13 protein-coding genes and 2 pseudogenes are annotated in these 16,669 nt (G+C 73.7%); 10 read left to right on the forward strand and 5 right to left on the reverse strand.

Going from position 1 to position 16,669, the window contains the following annotated elements:
- The first annotated feature begins 36 nt into the window (after window positions 1-36).
- Window positions 37-624, forward strand: a complete 588-nt coding sequence (gene coaE / locus OHB04_RS32490; protein ID WP_326691213.1) for a dephospho-CoA kinase — start codon at window positions 37-39, stop codon at window positions 622-624.
- 91 nt (window positions 625-715) lie between these two features.
- A complete protein-coding gene (locus OHB04_RS32495) occupies window positions 716-1,117 on the forward strand; it encodes a tetratricopeptide repeat protein (protein WP_326691214.1) in 402 nt (133 codons plus the stop codon).
- Between the two features lie 36 nt (window positions 1,118-1,153).
- On the opposite strand, the gene OHB04_RS32500 is transcribed toward OHB04_RS32495, so the two are convergent.
- Window positions 1,154-1,705 carry a hypothetical protein gene (locus tag OHB04_RS32500; protein ID WP_326691215.1) on the reverse strand — a complete coding sequence of 184 codons (552 nt, stop codon included), beginning with the start codon at window positions 1,703-1,705 and terminating at the stop codon, window positions 1,154-1,156.
- Between the two features lie 65 nt (window positions 1,706-1,770).
- Here OHB04_RS32500 and OHB04_RS32505 point away from each other — a divergent pair, with 65 nt between their 5' ends.
- The gene (locus tag OHB04_RS32505; RefSeq protein ID WP_326691216.1) at window positions 1,771-2,190 is read left to right on the forward strand and encodes a hypothetical protein; all 420 of its coding nucleotides are present in this window, start codon (window positions 1,771-1,773) and stop codon (window positions 2,188-2,190) included.
- A gap of 63 nt (window positions 2,191-2,253) precedes the next feature.
- On the opposite strand, the gene OHB04_RS32510 is transcribed toward OHB04_RS32505, so the two are convergent.
- The gene (locus OHB04_RS32510; protein ID WP_326691217.1) at window positions 2,254-2,871 is read right to left on the reverse strand and encodes a hypothetical protein; all 618 of its coding nucleotides are present in this window, start codon (window positions 2,869-2,871) and stop codon (window positions 2,254-2,256) included.
- Window positions 2,872-2,909: 38 nt separating this feature from the next.
- Between OHB04_RS32510 and OHB04_RS32515 the strand changes: the two genes are divergently transcribed.
- Window positions 2,910-5,057: a tetratricopeptide repeat protein gene (locus OHB04_RS32515; RefSeq protein ID WP_326808859.1), complete on the forward strand. Its 2,148-nt coding sequence runs from the start codon at window positions 2,910-2,912 to the stop codon at window positions 5,055-5,057.
- A gap of 174 nt (window positions 5,058-5,231) precedes the next feature.
- On the opposite strand, the pseudogene OHB04_RS32520 reads toward OHB04_RS32515, so the two are convergent.
- Window positions 5,232-6,095: pseudogene (locus OHB04_RS32520) on the reverse strand (MMPL family transporter); the annotation flags it as partial.
- On the opposite strand from OHB04_RS32520, the gene OHB04_RS32525 reads away from it, so the two are divergent.
- The 3 genes from OHB04_RS32525 to OHB04_RS32535 all read left to right on the forward strand — a co-directional run bounded on the left by OHB04_RS32525 (window position 5,983) and on the right by OHB04_RS32535 (window position 11,475).
- On the forward strand, window positions 5,983-6,273 hold the full coding sequence (locus OHB04_RS32525; protein ID WP_326808860.1) for a hypothetical protein: 291 nt from the start codon (window positions 5,983-5,985) through the stop codon (window positions 6,271-6,273). The pseudogene OHB04_RS32520 and the gene OHB04_RS32525 overlap by 113 nt on opposite strands.
- Before the next feature lie 178 nt (window positions 6,274-6,451).
- Window positions 6,452-9,550 carry a DEAD/DEAH box helicase gene (locus tag OHB04_RS32530; protein WP_326808861.1) on the forward strand — a complete coding sequence of 1,033 codons (3,099 nt, stop codon included), beginning with the start codon at window positions 6,452-6,454 and terminating at the stop codon, window positions 9,548-9,550.
- Window positions 9,547-11,475 (forward strand): SWIM zinc finger family protein, encoded by a 1,929-nt coding sequence (locus OHB04_RS32535; protein WP_326808862.1) that lies wholly within the window; start codon window positions 9,547-9,549, stop codon window positions 11,473-11,475. The genes OHB04_RS32530 and OHB04_RS32535 overlap by 4 nt, the downstream gene beginning before the upstream one ends.
- Before the next feature lie 312 nt (window positions 11,476-11,787).
- On the opposite strand, the pseudogene OHB04_RS32540 reads toward OHB04_RS32535, so the two are convergent.
- Window positions 11,788-12,339 (reverse strand): annotated as a pseudogene (locus OHB04_RS32540) (SDR family NAD(P)-dependent oxidoreductase); the annotation flags it as partial.
- Window positions 12,340-12,869: 530 nt separating this feature from the next.
- Here OHB04_RS32540 and OHB04_RS32545 point away from each other — a divergent pair.
- Together OHB04_RS32545 and OHB04_RS32550 are read left to right on the forward strand one after the other, a co-directional pair.
- Window positions 12,870-13,652, forward strand: coding sequence for a hypothetical protein (locus tag OHB04_RS32545; RefSeq protein ID WP_326808863.1), 783 nt, complete (start codon window positions 12,870-12,872; stop codon window positions 13,650-13,652).
- Between the two features lie 193 nt (window positions 13,653-13,845).
- On the forward strand, window positions 13,846-15,162 hold the full coding sequence (locus OHB04_RS32550) for a tetratricopeptide repeat protein (RefSeq protein WP_326808864.1): 1,317 nt from the start codon (window positions 13,846-13,848) through the stop codon (window positions 15,160-15,162).
- Here the strand turns inward: OHB04_RS32550 and OHB04_RS32555 are convergent.
- The gene (locus OHB04_RS32555) at window positions 15,141-15,983 is read right to left on the reverse strand and encodes a class I SAM-dependent methyltransferase (protein WP_326691222.1); all 843 of its coding nucleotides are present in this window, start codon (window positions 15,981-15,983) and stop codon (window positions 15,141-15,143) included. The two genes, OHB04_RS32550 and OHB04_RS32555, sit on opposite strands and share 22 nt — an antisense overlap.
- Before the next feature lie 109 nt (window positions 15,984-16,092).
- Here OHB04_RS32555 and OHB04_RS32560 point away from each other — a divergent pair, with 109 nt between their 5' ends.
- Window positions 16,093-16,617, forward strand: a complete 525-nt coding sequence (locus OHB04_RS32560) for a type II toxin-antitoxin system PemK/MazF family toxin (protein ID WP_326691223.1) — start codon at window positions 16,093-16,095, stop codon at window positions 16,615-16,617.
- Window positions 16,618-16,669: the final 52 nt, after the last annotated feature.

The raw sequence follows: 16,669 nt of genomic DNA on the forward strand, positions 1-16,669 counted from the left end.
GCCCGACGCGGGCGCGCGGCGTATAGCGTGGCCCTTATGGTCAAGGTGGGTCTGACAGGCGGGATCGGCGCCGGCAAGAGCGAGGTCTCGCGGCTGCTGGGGGAGTACGGCGCGGTCGTCATCGACGCGGACGTGATCTCCCGGGAGGTCGTGGCGCCCGGGACGCCCGGGCTCGCGGCGATCGTCGCGGAGTTCGGGGAGGACATGCTGGCGCCCGACGGCACACTCGACCGGCCCCGGCTGGGCTCGCTCGTCTTCTCCGACACGGAGCGCCTCGCCGCGCTGAACGCGATCGTCCACCCGCTGGTGGGGCAGCGCTCGGCGGAGCTGGAGCGCGCGGCGGGCGAGGCTGGCGTGGTGGTGCACGATGTGCCGCTGCTCGTGGAGAACGGGCTCGCGCCGCTCTACGACGAGGTGATCGTCGTCGACGCCTCCCCGCAGACCCGGCTCGATCGGCTGGTGCGGCTGCGCGGGATGGACGAAGGCGAGGCGCGCGCCCGGATGGCCGCTCAGGCCACCCGCGAGGAGCGGCTGGCCGTCGCCGATGTCGTGATCGACAACGACGGCCCGCTGGAAGAGCTGGAGCCGCAGGTGCGCGAGGCGTGGAAGCGGCTGAGCGGCTGAGGGCGGCTTTCCGGGCTTCAGAGGGGGAGCCGTCGGGAATGCTGCGACTCGGTGTGCTGTTGTGCACTGCGACGACCCGAAGAGAAGGGCGGTGCCCGTGACCAGCCCCGAGACGAACATCATCCAGTTCCGCGCGGCTGAGCAGCTGCTCGAGGCGCGCGACGCGCGCGGTGCGGTCAACCTCCTCGACGGGGTGATCGAGGCGCACCCCCAGCACACGGCGGCCCGGCTGCTGCGTGCCCGCGCCTACTTTCTCGAGGCCCGGCTCCAGTCCGCCGAGCAGGAGTTCCAATGGGTGCTGGAGCGCGAGCCGGACAACGCGTTCGCGCACTTCGCGCTGGCGCGCACGCTTCAGCGCTGCTCCCGCGGGGACGAGGCCCGGGGGCACTTCAAGCTCGCCGCCGCGCTCGACCCGCGCCCGGACTTCGTCGAGGCCGCCGGCTTCGACTCCTTCGAGCCCCCGGCTCCCGGCACCACGGATCTGGGCAACTGAACCGCTCCGACGGAACCCCCTGCCCGCCCCACACCTTCAGGCCCCGCGCTCCCGCTCCGCGGCCCAGCGGGCGAGCGCCGCGAAGTCCGCGGCGCGCAGGCCGCGCCGGGCGTCCACGTGGTGGAGCAGCGCGGGGCCCGGGTGGTGCGCGGTGACGAATCTGCGCTCCCTCGGCGTGAGCGCGTCGTCCACCCAGGCGAACGGGCGGCCGGACGCCCACTCGACCACGTGCCGGGTCTTCCACAGCAGCCCGTCCAGCTCCGGGATGAACTCTTTCGGCCACTCGATCACGGGCAGCCGCGGCAGCCCCAGCACCGGCCCGATGAACTCGTTGGCCTCGGCAGCCCACGCCGTGGCCCACACCAACTCGTAGTCCAGGCCCCGCAGAATCGCTCCGTGTGCGGCGTTCAGCCGGACCCTGAGAGGCTTGGTGTCCTTTCCGGCGGCCTCCCGCCGTGCTACGTAGCTGGGCGGCAGCAGCCGGTGGGTGCGATAGCCGCGCGGGCTCAGCGGCAGCCGCGCCGCGAACGGATTGAGCGGGCCGTCGACATCCAGCAGCAGGAGAGGGCGCCGGGAGTCTGCTTCCATACTGGCCGACGGTACCGCGAGGGCGCCCTGGCGGGAGCCGCGCCCACAGATCTACCGTATGCCGCATGGACGTTGAAGCCGCACTCGCTCTCGCGACGACCGCTGCCGCTTCCGCCGCAGGGGGTGCCGCCACCGCCGCGGGGCAGTCCGCGTGGGAGTCCCTGCTCTCCCTCGCGCGGCGGGTCACCGGCCGGGGCGCCGTGGGCGAGGGCGGCGCGGCGGGCGAGGCGCGGGGCGCTGCCGGTGAGCTGACGTCCGTCGATCCCGGGGACGCGGATCAGGTGCGGGTGCTCACCGGGCGGCTGGCCGACCAGGCGCGCGCGGACGAGGAGTTCGCCGCGCTGCTGCGTGGCTGGGCGGAGCGGCACGCTCCGGCGCTGCACGCCGAGCGTTCCGAGGTGCACAACACGATCTCCGGCCCCGCCCAGGTCAACGGCCCCGTCATCCAGGCCCGCGACATCCACGGCGGCATCAACCCGGGCTGACCGGGGTCGTCGGCGGGTCCGGAGCGCCGGCAGGGCCGGAGCGGGGAGTGGCATGCCCGGAACTCAGCCGTCCTCGGACGGCGGCGGAGACTGCGGTGGTACGGGAGGCTGCGGTGGTAAGGGCGCGTCCAGGCGGATCAGGTCGCCGACGCCCGCGACCTGCTGGAGCGTGAGCGCCAGCGACAGCAGCGCCTCGCGCACGGCCGCGATGTCGGAGCGCAGCTGCTCCGCGTGCTCCCAGGCCCGCTCGTAGGCCACCGGATCGGTGCCCTGGGGGCGCTGGGACTCGTAGGCGGCCAGCCGGGGGTGCCAGCGCGTCAGCAGGGGGCGCAGCACGCGGTTGAGCGTCGTCATCGCCAGGACGCCGAAGCTCACATGGCCCGGCTGGAGCGGTGGCGCGACCTCGGGGCCGTAGCGGCGCAGGATGTCACGGGTGGTGCCGAAAAGGGAGTAGAGCGAGGAGATCGCCTCGCGCAGCAGCCCCTGCTCGCGGTCCAGTTCGACCACGGAGACGCGGCTGGCCAGCTCCAGATACAGCTCCCACGAAGCGCGCCGCTCCGCGTCCGCCGGCTCCCACACACCGGAGATCTCTCCGAGGAACGGAAGTGCCAGCCGCGCGCTGACCTGCGTCGGCCCCGGCATCCGTGCCGGCTTCCTGCCACCTTGCTGCCTTCGGCTCATGGCTCCCTCCCCGATCGACCACAGTAGGGTAAGACGCCGTGTGGGACGTCTTCTTCAGCTACAGCCGCGGTGACGCGGAGCGCGTACGGCCGTTGCTGGAGGCCCTGCGCGGTGCCGGGCTGAAGGTCTTCACGGACGAAGCGGGTGTGGCCGGGTTTTCCGGCATCAGCCGGACGATCCGCACGGAACTGGCCCGCTCCTACGCGCTGCTCGCCTTCTATTCGCGCGAGTATCCGGAGCGCGAGGCGTGCCAGTGGGAGCTGACCGCCGCCTATCTGGCCGGGCTGGGCGAGGGCGACCCGCGCGCCCGGGTCATGGTCGTCAACCCTGAGCGGGGCACCGGCCACATCCACCCCGTGGAGCTGCGCGACGCCCGCCACTGGCCCTGGCCGCCCCCGGGCGGAACCGGGGCCACGGGGGCGCTCGTCGCGGACGTCCAGGCCCACTTGGCGCGGCTGCACGCGCCCATGCGGCTCGCCGGGTGGGACGAGGCCCGCCAGGACACCGCGCTGCCGCGCTGGCTGCCCGACCCCCGCCCCACGGCCGCGCCCCGCTTCCTGGGACGGCTGCCGGAACTGTGGCGGGTCCACAGCGCGCTGCACGCGCACGCGGCGCCCCTGGTGACCGGCAGCCCGGCGGCGCGCGCGGTGCAGATCCGGGGCCTGGGCGGCATCGGCAAGTCGCTGCTGGCGCGCGAGTACGCACAGCGCTTCGGCGCCGCCTTCCCCGGCGGCGTCTGCTGGCTGGACGCCTCGGACGAGCGCGGCTACGAGGCGGAACTGCGGCGGCTGGAGCGGCGGCTGGACACCCGCGACCTGTACAGGCACTTCGAGGCAGCGGGCGCGCCCTTCCTCTTCGTCGTCGACGGGCTCCCGGGTGGGCTCACCCTGGCGCAGGCCGCCGCCTTCGCGGCTCCCCACCCGCTGGGGCGCACGCTGTTCACCACCCGCAGCCGGGCCTACGGTGCGCTCGCGGCCCCGGTCGACCTGCGGCCCCTCGATACGGAGCACGCCGCCGAGCTGGCGGGCTCGCCCGTACTCGCCGTCGAGGCCGGCGGACACCCCGGCGCGCTGGCGCTGCTGGGGGATGCCGTGCGCGCGGGTCAGAGCGCGCGCGCCCTCGTCTCACGCCTGTACGCGCCGGGTGACTCCCTGCTGGACGCCCTCGGCGGCGGCACGCAGGAACCGTTCACCGCCTCCCTGCTGCGCGACGCGCTGAGCGCCGGGGACGAGGCCATGGACGTCCTGCGCTGCGCCGTCGCCCTCTCGCCGCTGCCGCTGGCCGAGGAGGACGTGGCGACGGCGTTGGCCGCGGCGGACCCGGTGCCGTCAGTGGTCGCCCGCCGCCGCACGGCCGTGGGACTGGCGGAACTGCGCGTACGCAGCATCCTGTCGGCCCGTTCGCACGAGCCGGCCCGTTCGCACGAACCCGCGCAGGGCCCGGCCGAGCCCGACCACTTCGTGCCGCCCTCACACACCGACGGCGCGGTCTGGCACGTCCACCCCGTGACCGCCCACGCCTGGCGGCACCACGACCCCGCCCCCGACCGTACCGAGGCACTGCGGCACGCGATGCTGCGCACTCTTCATGGAGCATCCGGTCACGGGCACTGGCGCACGGCTACGCTGAGGGTCTCCGATGACCGGAGGAAGGCACGGCACATGGCAGGCACCACGGGGGACACCCCCAGCGAATCCGAGCGGATGGCCGCCTTCGACATCCAGGTCGAGCTGGTCACCCGGATCGGCGTCCAGGAACTGGCCCCCGGCACGGGCAGCCTGCGCGAGGCGCTGGCGTCGCTGCACGCGCTGTTCGCGTTCACGCGCGGCACGCTGCGCGAGTACAGCATCAGCCTCGCCGAGAGCCGGGCCGGCGGGGGCGCCGGGAGCGAGGGCTCGGGCTCGTCCGGCGACGCGCCCGAGCCGACGGCTCCTACGGTGCAGTCCCTCGCGCACGAGCTGCTGAACGGCACCCTGCGCCCGTTCCTGTCCACCTGGCACCCGCGCCTGTCCGCCTACGAGGCCCAGCGCCCGGACGGGTCCAGCCCGCTGGACCACGAGGCCGCCTGGCAGCACGCCGCCGAACTGCGCGCCGAACTGGCGGCCCTGCGGGCCCCGCTGCACCGCATCGCCACGGCCCTGGCCGCCATCTCGGGTGCGGACTTCGGCCTGGCGGAGGTCGGCTGAGCGGTGGCCTTGGCCGTGTCCTGGGCCGTGTCCCTGACGCCGGCCCCGGCCGGGCGCGGTGCCGGTGCGGTGTCCCGTCGCGGGGGTGCGGGGATGTTCGGCGAGGCCGATGCGGCGGTGGAGACGGCGCATCGGTGCCGGGGCCCACCAGTTGGCGCGGCCCGCCAGGCGCATGAAGGCCGGTACGAGCACACCCCTGATGAGGGTGGCGTCCACGAGGACCGCCAGGGCCATGCCGACCCCGAGCTGTTTGAGGAAGACGACACCGCCGGTCGCGTAGCCCGCGAAGGACACCGCCAAGATGGCGGCGGCCGAGGTGACCAGGGGCGCGCTGCGGGCGATACCGAGCGGGACGGAGCCGGCCGCGTCGCCGGTGCGGTCGTACTCCTCTTTGATGCGGGAGAGCAGGAACACCTCGTAGTCCATGGACAGCCCGTAGGCGATGCAGAACATCAGGATCGGGATACTCGGCTCGATCGTCCCCGTGGGCGTGAATCCGAGCAGCCCTGCCAGATTCCCGTCCTGGAAGACGAAGACGAGCGCGCCGAACATCACGCTCAGGCTGAGCATGTTGAGCACGGACGCCTTCAGGGGCGCGATCACGCTGCCGGTCATGACGAACAGCACGACGAACGTCACCAGCACGATCAGCGCGGCGATCAGGGGAAGTCTGCTGGTCACCCCGTCGCGGTAGTCGGTGAGTTCGGCCGGGTAGCCGCCGGCCTCCACGTCGAACGGCGCCTTCACCGCGCGGACGTCGCCGACCAGGCCGCCGGGATCGGACTCCAGCCGGTCGGAGGAGGGGATGACGGTCAGCCGCCCGCCACCGCCGTCCTTCGCGGTGAACGAGGCGCCCCGCGGCGCCGGTGCGCGCTCGCCGCCGGAGTAGGAGCCCGCGGCGGAGTCGACCCGTACGACGCCGTCGATGCGGGACAGGTCGGCGGCGTACGGGCTCACACCGGCTCCGCCGCCGGGGGTGACGACCTGGACCGCGTCGGCCTCCTCCACCGCGAAGCCGTCACGGATCTGGTCGTACATCTGGCGAGCCCTGCGCGGCTACCCCGGGCCCGTCATCGGCTGGACGGCCATCGGCCGGGACGCGGAGGGTCGGGACACGGTCGGCCGGGACGCGGTGGGCCGGGACGCCGTGGGTCGGGACGCCAGCGGCCGGGACGCGTCCGGGGAAGGGCGACCGGGAGCCCGACGGCCTGAGTGAACTCCTTGCCGATGCGTGGCTTCGGGGGAGGGGCTTCGGGTGGGTGATGCCGCACCTGACCTGCATATGCCTTGATCGTCGGAGGGGATTGTCACTGGGCGCTCCTAGACTCGCTTGCGGGTGGATGATCCGCGAGGCGGCCTGGGTGGCCGGTGGTGAACAGGGAGTGGTGGCGCGTATGGGGCAGGGGAGCGGTGCGGATCTCCTGCGGTGCGCCGTGGTGTTCCTTCCCGGGGAGGTGCCCCGGGAAGGGCGGCTGGCGTTCTGGAGCGCGGACGGGGCCGAGGTGTCTCAGGAGGGGGAGCCGGGGGAGCTGGGCGAACTGACCGTTGTACGGCCGCAGGGGCGCGGCGTACGACAGCGGGAGGTGCCCGCCCGGATGCTGACGGTGCGGGAGGCGCTGCCCCTGCTGATGCGGGCGCGCACCGCCCCGGGGGCCCACCCGTCCGCCGCCTGCTGGGGCGCCGCCGCCCTGCACGGCCTTCGCCTGGTCGCGCAAGGGCGGCTGGTGCCCTCGGTGGGCGAGGGAGACACGGATGTGTGGCGGGCGGGGCCTCTTGACGAGACGGATGCCGCGCACCTGAGAGCGATCGCCGCCGCGATGCCCGGGGAGGGCCACGCGGTGCCGGCGCCGCTGCCTTCCGAGGGCGGGGGTGCGACATCGGGTGGTGGTGCGACCTCGAGTGCGACGGCGGGCGGGGCCGGGGCGCTCGATGAGGCCGGGCCTCGGGTGCCGGAGGCCGAGGGGCTCGTACGCGCGTTCCTGGACGCCGTCGCCGACACGCTGCCCCGTACGCCCGCCGGGCCCTCCGTCGCGGGATCCGCGTTCGCCGCGCGGGAGCCGCAGCGGCTCTCGGAGCGGTATCCGCGGGTGCGCGAGTGGGAGGCCGAGGTCGCGGCGGGGAACGACGCGGGCATCCGGATCTCCCTGCGGCTGGACCTGTCGCCGCGCGGGCTGTTCGACACCGGCACGGACGAGGAACGGGAGGCGGGCGCCGGCAGCGGGCCGGAGGGCCCGGGCAGCGGTTCGGGGCCGCCGCCGCGTGCCGCCGCGCTCGTCCAGGCGCACAGCGTCGAGGACGCCACGCTCGTCGCGGACGTCGGCGAGTTGTGGCGGGGCGAGGCCGGACATCTCGGCCCGCGCGCCCGGGCGGACACCCTGTTGGCCATCCGCCGCGCGGCCCGCGTCTGGCCGCCGCTGGGGCGCCTGCTGGAGCGGCCGGTACCCGATGTCCTCCCGCTCTCCGAGGAAGAGCTGAACGACCTGCTGGGCCGCACCGCGCGCGAGCTGGCGGCGGCGGACGTCGCCGTGCACTGGCCGCGCACCCTCGCGCGCGAGCTCGGCGCGACCGCCGTCGTCGGGCCACGGCGGCAGGCGCCCGGCTCGGCCGCCGACGGCTTCGGCTTCTTCAAGGAGGAGCACCTCCTTGAATTCCGCTGGCAGCTCGCCCTCGAAGGAGACCCGCTCACCGAGGGCGAGATGGACGAGCTGGCCGAGGCGCACCGCCCGCTGGTGCGGCTGCGCGACCAATGGGTGCTGGTCGACCCGGAGCTGGTGCGCAAGGCGCGTAAACGGCACCTCGGCCTGCTCCAGCCCGGAGCCGCGCTCGCCGCCGCGCTGTCGGGCGAGGCGGAGGTGGACGGCGAGCGGGTGGCGGCCGTGCCGACGGGAGCGCTGGCCGCGCTCCGGGACCGTCTCACCGACCGGATGAAGCACGGCGGGGAGAACGACGGGGAGGCGGAGCTGCCTCCCGAGGCACTCCGTGCGACGCTGCGCGGCTACCAACATCAGGGGCTCGCCTGGCTCGACCTGATGACCTCGCTCGGACTCGGCGGCTGCCTGGCGGACGACATGGGCCTGGGCAAGACCGTCACCCTCATCGCGCTCCACCTGCGGCGCGCCGAACGGGGCGAGACGGCGCCGACGCTGGTCGTATGCCCGGCCTCCCTGCTGGGCAACTGGCAGCGGGAGATCACCCGTTTCGCACCCGGCGTCCCCGTACGCCGATACCACGGGCCCGGCCGCAGCCTGGAGGGGCTGCCCCGGCGCGAGGAAGAGCACGCCGGGGGCGGGAGAGACGCCGAGGGCGGGAGAGACGCCGGGGCCGAGGAGGCGGACGAGGGCACGGACGGCGGATTCGTCCTCACGACCTACGCGACGATGCGCACCAGCGCCGCCGAACTGGCCGGGCGCCGCTGGGGCCTGGCCGTCGCCGACGAAGCCCAGCACGTCAAGAACGCGCGCTCCGCCACGGCCCGTGCCCTGCGCACCCTCCCGTCCGCCGCCCGCGTCGCCCTGACCGGCACCCCCGTCGAGAACAACCTCTCCGAGCTGTGGGCACTGCTGGACTGGACGACGCCGGGGCTGCTCGGCCCGCTCAAGACGTTCCGTGCCCGGCACGCGCGCGCTGTCGAGGGCGGTGAGGATCCGGAGGCGACGCGGCGGCTCGCGCGCCTCGTCAGCCCGTTCCTGCTGCGCCGTAAGAAGTCCGACCCCGGCATCGTCCCCGAGCTGCCGCCCAAGACCGAGACCGACCATCCGGTCGCGCTCAGCCGCGAGCAGGCGTCGCTCTACGAGGCGGTGGTGCGCGAGACGCTCGCGGAGATCGAGGCGGCCGAAGGCATCGCGCGGCGCGGCCTGGTGATGAAGCTGCTGACGGCGCTCAAACAGATCTGCAACCATCCGGCGCAGTATCTGCGCGAGGCCGCCGGAGGCCGTGCGCGCGAGGTCGCGACCGCGCACCCCGGCCGCTCCGGCAAGCTCGAACTCCTCGACGAACTGCTGGAGACGATCCTCGCCGAGGACAGCTCGGTGCTGGTCTTCACGCAGTACGTGGAGATGGCCCGCCTCCTCGCCGCGCATCTGGGCGAGCGCGGCACGACGACCCAGCTCCTGCACGGCGGCACGCCCGTGGCACAGCGCGAGGAGATGGTGGACCGCTTCCAGTCGGGCGAGATCCCCGTCTTCCTGCTGTCCCTCAAGGCGGCGGGCACGGGCCTGAACCTGACCCGGGCCGGTCACGTGATCCACTACGACCGCTGGTGGAACCCTGCGGTCGAGGAGCAGGCCACCGACCGCGCCTACCGCATCGGCCAGACCCAGCCCGTACAGGTGCACAGACTCCTCACGGAGGGCACCGTGGAGGACCGCATCGCGCAACTCCTCCATTCCAAACGGCAGTTGGCCGACGCGGTGCTCAGCGGCGGCGAGGCCGCGCTGACAGAGCTGTCGGACGCGCAGCTCGCCGACCTCGTCTCGCTGCGGAGAGAGCCGTGAGCGGCCCGGAGTCCCCGCTCGGGCGGTGGGGCGAGGCGTGGGTGCGCGCGCTGGAGGAGACCGCGCTGGATACGGCACGCCTGGAGCGGGGGCGCGCCTACGCGCGCGACGGAGGAGTGGCCGGAGTGCGCGTGGAGCGCGGACGGATCACCGCGTACGTGTACGGCAGCCGGCCCCGCCCGTACCGCGCCGAGCTGCGGCTGCCCGTGCTGACGCCGGCGCAGTGGGACACCTTCCTGGACACGGCGGCGGAGCAGCCGGCGTGGGTGGCCGCGCTGTTGGACGGTGAGGTCCCCCACGAGGTGGCAACCCAGGCCGAAGCCGCCGGCGCCCGCCTCCTCCCCGGCCCCGGCGACCTGCTCCCCACCTGCACCTGCCCCGACAGAGGCCGCCCCTGCAAACACGTAGCGGCCCTCTGCTACGAGGTGGCGGCCCAGTTGGACGCCGACCCCTTCACCCTCCTGCTGGCCCGGGGAATGCCGAAGCCCGACGTCCAGACCCGCCTGCACCGCCGCGCGCGCCGCCACGGGCAGGCCCACGGCGAGGCGGACCCACGGAGCTTGCGGAGCCCGTGGAGCTCACGAAACCCGCGTGCGACGCGCACGAGCGCGGAGGGCCCGCGGGGTTCGGGGGGTGTGCGAGGCGCGCGGGCCGGGACGCCGGGCACGGGCGGGGACGCCGGTGTGGCGGAGTCACCTGCCGGTGCGGGGCGCGAAGAGGCGGGGGACACGTGTGCCGGGGCGGAAGCTTCCGCACGCAGTGGCGAGGCGGATTCGGACCCGAGCGCCGGTACGGCCGGCACGGGCAAGGAGGCGGCGCGGGCGGCTGCGAGGCGCGCGCGTACCGGGAACGCGGAAACAGATGGAGGCGCGTCGGGAGCGAGCGCGAGTCAGGCGGGAGCGCGTGCGCGGGCGGTCGGCAAGGACGAGGGCGGTGGTGTGGCGGGGTCGCGTTCTGGTGTGACGGATGCCGGGGCTGCCGCTGCGCAGGTGGCGCGGATGGCTGCGAGGCGTGCGCGTGGTGGGGGCGCGGGTGTTGGTGCGGGGGGTGCGAGCGCGCGTTCGGGCGCGGTGGGCACGGGTGCGGCGGGGCCAGGCACCGGTGCGGCACGTGAGGACGGGCGAGGTGCGCGTTCGCGGGACGCGGAGGAGAGCGGCCCCGGGTCCGGGGCCGGGGAGCCGGGTCAGGGGGAGGGAGGCGAGGCCTCTCCGGCTCCCGTCCTGCGGTCCGGTGGGGGCTTCGTGCCGGCCACGGAGGCGCTTGCCGCCTCCGTACGGCCCCCGTTGCCCGAGCCGCTGCCCGCGCTGGAGGGGCCCGGGGAACCCGGCCCGTTCCCCGACGTTCCGGGCGGGCCCAGCCCGGACGGCCTCGCGTTCCTGGCGATGGACGCGGCAACCCGCGCGCACCGGGCACTCACCGCACGCACCGCACCCCCCGCACCCCCCGCACCCCCCGCACGCACCGCACCCACTGCCCCAAGCGCGGACCCGCTGACCGAACTGTCGATGGAGCACGACATCATCCGGCTCGCGGCCACTCACCCCCGGCTGACCGGCCGCCGCACCCTCTCCCCCCTATTCGCCGGCCTCGCCCGCACGGCGGGGTGCACCGCGCCGGAGCTGGCGCGGGCCGCGGCGGCGTGGCGGCAGGGCGAGGCGGCGGGGCTCACCGTGCTGGAGGAGGACTGGGATCCGCCCGCCGGTGACTTCGACCGGGCCCGCAGCATCCTGGCCGCCGCCGGGATATCCGTGTCCATCCGCCGTAACCACCTCACCCACACCACCCGCCTCCTTCAGCTCCGCTATGGTCCGGACGGCCGCTGGTACCCCTACCGCGCGGACAGCGAGGACGGTGAGTGGTGGCCCGAAGGCCCGTCCGCCGCCGATCCGTTGACCGCCATGTCGGCGGCGCTTGGGGAGGGGTAGCCTAAGCCCGCCGTCCCCGTCCGCCGTCCGCCGTATGGAGCGCGCCGAGCGCCGGGCGCTCACGTGTCGAGATCGGTGGCCCGTGCGACCTTCTCCCAGGCGCCGATCTCCTCGCGCACGCTGTCCGCATGGCTGAGGATGGCGTTGACGGCGTCTCCCCCCGAGCGGAAGCCGGAGCGGGGTGTGTTCGGCGTTCAGCGCGGTGAGGATCGCGGCGGCGGCCTTGTCCGGATCGCCGGGCGCCGTGCCGTCGTTCGACTCGGTCATGCGCCGGGTCGGTCCGACGGTCTCCGCGTAGGGGCCGGTCTCCTCGCTCGTGCTTCTGGCGCGGAAGAGTCCGGTCCTGAACGTACCGGGCTCCACCACCAGCACTTGATCCCGTAGGGCGTGAGTCCACCAGCGCCTCGGACATCCCCTCCAGCGCGAACTTCTCGCGCTGTACGCCCCGAGGCCGGGGAAGGACATCTGAGCGCCCATGCTGCTGAGCTGCACTATCGCGCCGGAGCGCCGGGCGCGCATGTGCGGCAGTACGGTGCGGCTGAGCGCGGCGGGGTCGAAGACGTGCACGTCGAACAGGGCACGCAGCTCGGCGTCTGTGGTCTCCTCGACGGCTCCGACGTGAGCGCGCCCCGCGTTGTTGACCAGGATGTCGATCCGGCCGTGCCGGGCGACCACGTCGGAGACCGTCGCCTCGATGCCTTCGGTGTCGGTCACGTCGAGCCGGACGGCGTCGACCTGGCCGGGGTGGGCGGCGACGAGGCCGTCCAGCGCCGTGGTGCGGCGTGCTGTCGCGACGACGGTGTCGCCGGCGACCACGGCGGCTCGCGTGATCGCCCTCCCGAAGCCGCTGCCCGCGCCTGTCACCAGCCATATTCTGCCTATCGGTACTCCCCTTTTGATCGGTTCGTCCGCTCAGCTCTTCTCTCCGGTCTCCGCCGGAGAACCGGAGACCGTTGGACAAGGATCTTGCTGAATTTTTCGGCGCGCGCCCAACACTCTTTGAACGCGCGCCCAACACTCTTTGAAATAGCCATTGTTGTGGACGTCCATGGCTGAAAACTGCGCTGCTTCCGAGCGATTTACGGAGGACGTGCACTTCGCACGCGCAGGAGAGCGACTTACGCGCGCGGCAGAGCGGCTGTTCGTCTCGCGGCCTGGCTCCACCCCGGGGTCGGGTGTCCTTTGACCGCCCGTGACCGCTCATTGACAAGTTAGGTTCCTGATCTTGTCCCTGACTGTGACTCGGCCCACGCCCGGCCCCGGCTGGCGGCCCCCGACGCTCTCGTGTCACCTTCGCCGAGTACGCTGCGCCGGACGCTGGGACAGCCATCGGGCTGGGCAGCGCGCAGACGACACCGAGGACGCGCAGAGCGTACGGAGCGAGGAGTGGCCCGATGGCCTTTCGTAAGGCGACGATGAAGAAACAGGTGGCCGAGGCCATCGCTCAACAGGCTCCGGGCGACCGCCCGTTGGTCTCCGTAATGACCGTCGCGGGTCCCAATCCGTGGCTCAGTGTCGGATTTCTGGGCCTGGTCGGACAGTTTCTGATCAAGTACTACTTCATCACGATCACAGATCAGGCCCTGCTTTTGCACCGTATGGCCAGGTTTTCGCAGAAGCCGAAGGAAATCGTGCACGCGATCCCCCGCGACCAGGCGCGCCCGCTCTTCGGCGAGATTCAGCTCAACCCCTTGTGGAGCTTCTTCCACATGACCCTGCCGGACTCGGCCAAGCCCGTCCGCGTCAACGTCCACCGCATGTGGCGCAACGAGCTGGAGGAACTGCTCGCCGTCGTCGGTGGCACCCCGGGTCCGCAGGGCCCGCAGGGTTACGCGCCCCCGCCCCAGCAGGGTTACGCCCCGCAGCCCCAGCAGGGCTACGCGCCTCAGCCGCAGCAGCAGCCCTACGCCCCGCAGCAGCCCCACCAGCAGCCGCAGGCACCCCAGCAGCCGCAGGCACAGCCGGGCTATCAGCAGCCGCAGCCCGGCTACCAGCCGCAGCAGCAGCCGCAGGGCCACCCCGGCTACCAGCAGCCCCAGCAGCCGCAACAACCCCAGCAGCCCGGCCCGTACTACAACGACCCCCGGGCCCCGCAGGCTCCCCAGGCCCCGCAGGACCAGCCTGGCCCTTACTACGGCAACCCGGGCCAGCAGCAGGGCGGCAACCCGTACGCGTAAGCGGCGACCCGTACGCGTAGGGCACCACCGGGGGAACGCGCAGGACGACGGCCCCAGAGCACAAGCGCGTAAGTAGCGCCGTTGCCCCCCGGCCCCGTCGTACGGTGGGCATCCACCCACGGCGGGTGGCGATCCGGGGCCGGGGCAGGGCCGCCCGCGCGCTCCCGCCGCGTCGATGCAAGGGGAACGCACCGTGACCGCAGCTCTGTCCGTCGCGTATTCGGGCCTCACCGCTGAGCAGGCCAGGCTCTACCGGCTGCTCGGGCTGTTCCCCGGGCCCAGCCTCGACATCGGGATCGCCGTCTGCGTGGCGGGAGCCGCGCCCGAGACCACCGAGGACCTCCTCGACACGTTGGAGGACGCCGCACTCCTGGAGTGGGACGAGGAGGCCGGCCGCTACCGCCTTCCCGAGGCAGCGCGCCCGCACGCCCGCGAGTGCGCTCTGCACGAGGAGAGCGAGCAGGAGCGCGAGGCGGTGCTGGAGCGCTGCGTCGACTACTACGTCACCGGTGCCGCCTTCGCGGACCTGGCCGTGCTGGGTGCGGCCCGGCTGCGGGTCGGCGGCGAAGCGGCCCACCGCCCCGGCGCCTTCGACCCGTTCGACGCGCCCGGCAGGGACCGCGCCGCCCGGCGGCGCGCCGCACTCGCCTGGCTGGCCGCCGAGCGCCGGGACGCGCTCGCCGTACTGCGCGCCGCCGCCGAACACGGCGGCATGGCCCGGCAGGTGTGGCAGCTTGCCGAATCCCTCACCGCGCTCTACCTGCACCACCGTCATGTGGACGACTGGCGGGTCTGCTGCGACCTGGGCATCGAGGCAGCCGTCACCGAGGGGGAGCCGGAGGCCGAGGCCCGGCTCCGGGCCCTGCTCTCGCGTCCCTTGCTGGACGCGGGGGAAGAGGGACGGGCGCGCGCCGAGCTGGACAGCGCGCTCGCGCTCGCCGGCCTGGCGGACGACCGGCAGCTGCGCGCCGGTGTGCACGTCGCCGACGGCCACTACTGGCTGGCCCGCGAACCCCGTCGCGCCATAGCCGCCTACGAGCGTGCCCTCGCGCTCAACGAGCAGGCCGGCCAGGACAGGGCCACCGCCGTCGTCGACTACTACCTCGGCCAGGCGCTGAGTGTGGCCGGTGAACTCGGCCAGGCCCGGACCCTGCTGGAGGACGCCCACCAGCGCTTGCGCGAGTTGGAGGACGACCGAACGGCGGGCCGTGCCCTCGCGGCGCTGGGACGGGTGTACGACGCGCAGGGCGAGCAGGACGCCGCTCAGGAGGCGTACGAGAACGCTGTCCGGATGCTGCGTGAAAACCAGGCGGCCCACTATGAGGCGCGGGCGCTTGAGGACTGGGCCGGGCTCGACCAGCGCGCGGGGCGCGCCCAGGAGGCGCGCGAGCGGCTGCTGCGGGCTCTGGAGATCCACGAGACCGTCGGCGGCCCGCGCGCGGAGAGCGTCCGCCGCCGGCTGGCGGAACAGCCGCCGGCGCCGCCGGCTCACTCCCCGTCGCGGACGTAGGCGCGGGGCAGCGTGGCGCGGATCTTCGACTGCCGGTGCGGCAGTTCGTCCCAGTCGTCCATCGTCGCGGCCAGCAGCCCCTGGGACTCGGCGAGCGCGATGAGCGTGGCGGGCCGGTAGTAGAAGTCCTCGTGCAGGACGTGGTGTTCCTCGCCGTCCGTCCTGTTGTACGTGAAGTCGAAGAATCCGCCCGGCTTCAGGACGCGGGGGATGTGGCTGAGGCACTCCTCGATCACCTGCGGTGGGGAGTGCGAGAAGACGCTGTGCGCGTGCGCCATGTCGAAGTGCCCCTCCGGGAGGTGTGCCAGACGCATGTCGTCCACGAGCGTCAGGTGCGGCAGCTTCCCCTGGAGTCCGCGCGAGGCCAGCACCCGCTGGGCCGCGAACAGGATGTCGGGTGAGATGTCGAGGCCGTAGTAGTGCCCCGGCGCGAGGTAGTCGATGAACCGCCATCCGGCGCGCAGATTCCCGCATCCGATCTCCAGCAGCCGGTGCGAGGGCTGAAGTCCGTGCGACCGCAGGTAGCTGAACTGCAACTCGCCCACTGCCTCCCAGCGTTCCTGGGTGGGGGTGCCCACGGCCGCGTTCGGATTCCGGGCCACGTCCGAGCGCATCACACCCCGGTAGAAGGTGATGTGGTCGCCGTGCGCGCCGCGCCGCAGCCACCAGTCCCGCATCATCCGCCGTGCGTAGGGGGCCAGGCGCGCCGGGTGCAGCAGCGTGTGCCGCAGCCGCTCCGGAGAGGAGAGCCCCTGGCGGGCGCGGGAACCGGCGCGTGCGCGGGCGCGCGGTCCGCCGTGGGAAGTGGCGTCGTGAGGCATGAGGGTGCCCCGCCTTCCGGCTCGTCGCGGCAGTCGACTCCTTCCCTTCCCCCAGGCGCCCGGTTCAAGGGGAATTCGAGGAGCGGAAGGCGGACGATAACTTGAGCCCATGAGTCATGTGCGCGACGAAGGACAGGATGCCGCGGGATTCGGCGGTGCTCCGGATGAAGAGGGTTTTCCCGGGCGGTACGGCCCCAGCGCGACCGTCGAGGTCGACCCCCGCTCTGTTGGCCCCGTACGGACGGCATACGCGCCCGACCCGGACGGCGACCCGGATCCCGGCGAGATCGTATGGACGTGGGTGCCCTACGAGGAGGGCGACGGCAGGGGCAAGGACAGGCCGGTCCTGATCGTCGCGCGCGAGGGCGGCGGGGAGCAGCCGGAGCGCGGGGGCGGGAGCCGGCAAGGGGTCGTCCTCGCCGTACAACTCACCTCCCGTGAACACCACGGCGACCAGGAGTGGCTGCCGCTCGGCTCGGGTCCGTGGGACCGCGAGGGCCGGGACTCCTGGGTCGGGATCGACCGGGTGCTGCGCCTGCGACCCGGCGGCATGCGCCGCGAGGCATGCGCCCTGGACCGCGCCCGCTTCCAGGCCGTCGTGCACCGTCTCCAGCAGGTGTACGGCTGGCGCTGACACCCGCCGGATCCCCGGGTGTTGACCGGCTCCGTCATCGTGTTGACGCGAG

Source organism: Streptomyces sp. NBC_01775, assembly GCF_035917675.1.
Taxonomy (GTDB): domain Bacteria; phylum Actinomycetota; class Actinomycetes; order Streptomycetales; family Streptomycetaceae; genus Streptomyces.

Coding starts and splice junctions, on each gene's coding strand:
- OHB04_RS32545 (WP_326808863.1), top strand. CDS start 12,870: ATGGCCTTTCGTAAGGCGACGATGAAGAAACAGGTGGCCGAGGCCATC.
- OHB04_RS32530 (WP_326808861.1), top strand. CDS start 6,452: ATGGGGCAGGGGAGCGGTGCGGATCTCCTGCGGTGCGCCGTGGTGTTC.
- OHB04_RS32525 (WP_326808860.1), top strand. CDS start 5,983: ATGCGGGACAGGTCGGCGGCGTACGGGCTCACACCGGCTCCGCCGCCG.
- OHB04_RS32510 (WP_326691217.1), bottom strand. CDS start 2,871: ATGAGCCGAAGGCAGCAAGGTGGCAGGAAGCCGGCACGGATGCCGGGG.
- OHB04_RS32500 (WP_326691215.1), bottom strand. CDS start 1,705: ATGGAAGCAGACTCCCGGCGCCCTCTCCTGCTGCTGGATGTCGACGGC.
- coaE (WP_326691213.1), top strand. CDS start 37: ATGGTCAAGGTGGGTCTGACAGGCGGGATCGGCGCCGGCAAGAGCGAG.
- OHB04_RS32505 (WP_326691216.1), top strand. CDS start 1,771: ATGGACGTTGAAGCCGCACTCGCTCTCGCGACGACCGCTGCCGCTTCC.
- OHB04_RS32560 (WP_326691223.1), top strand. CDS start 16,093: ATGAGTCATGTGCGCGACGAAGGACAGGATGCCGCGGGATTCGGCGGT.
- OHB04_RS32555 (WP_326691222.1), bottom strand. CDS start 15,983: ATGCCTCACGACGCCACTTCCCACGGCGGACCGCGCGCCCGCGCACGC.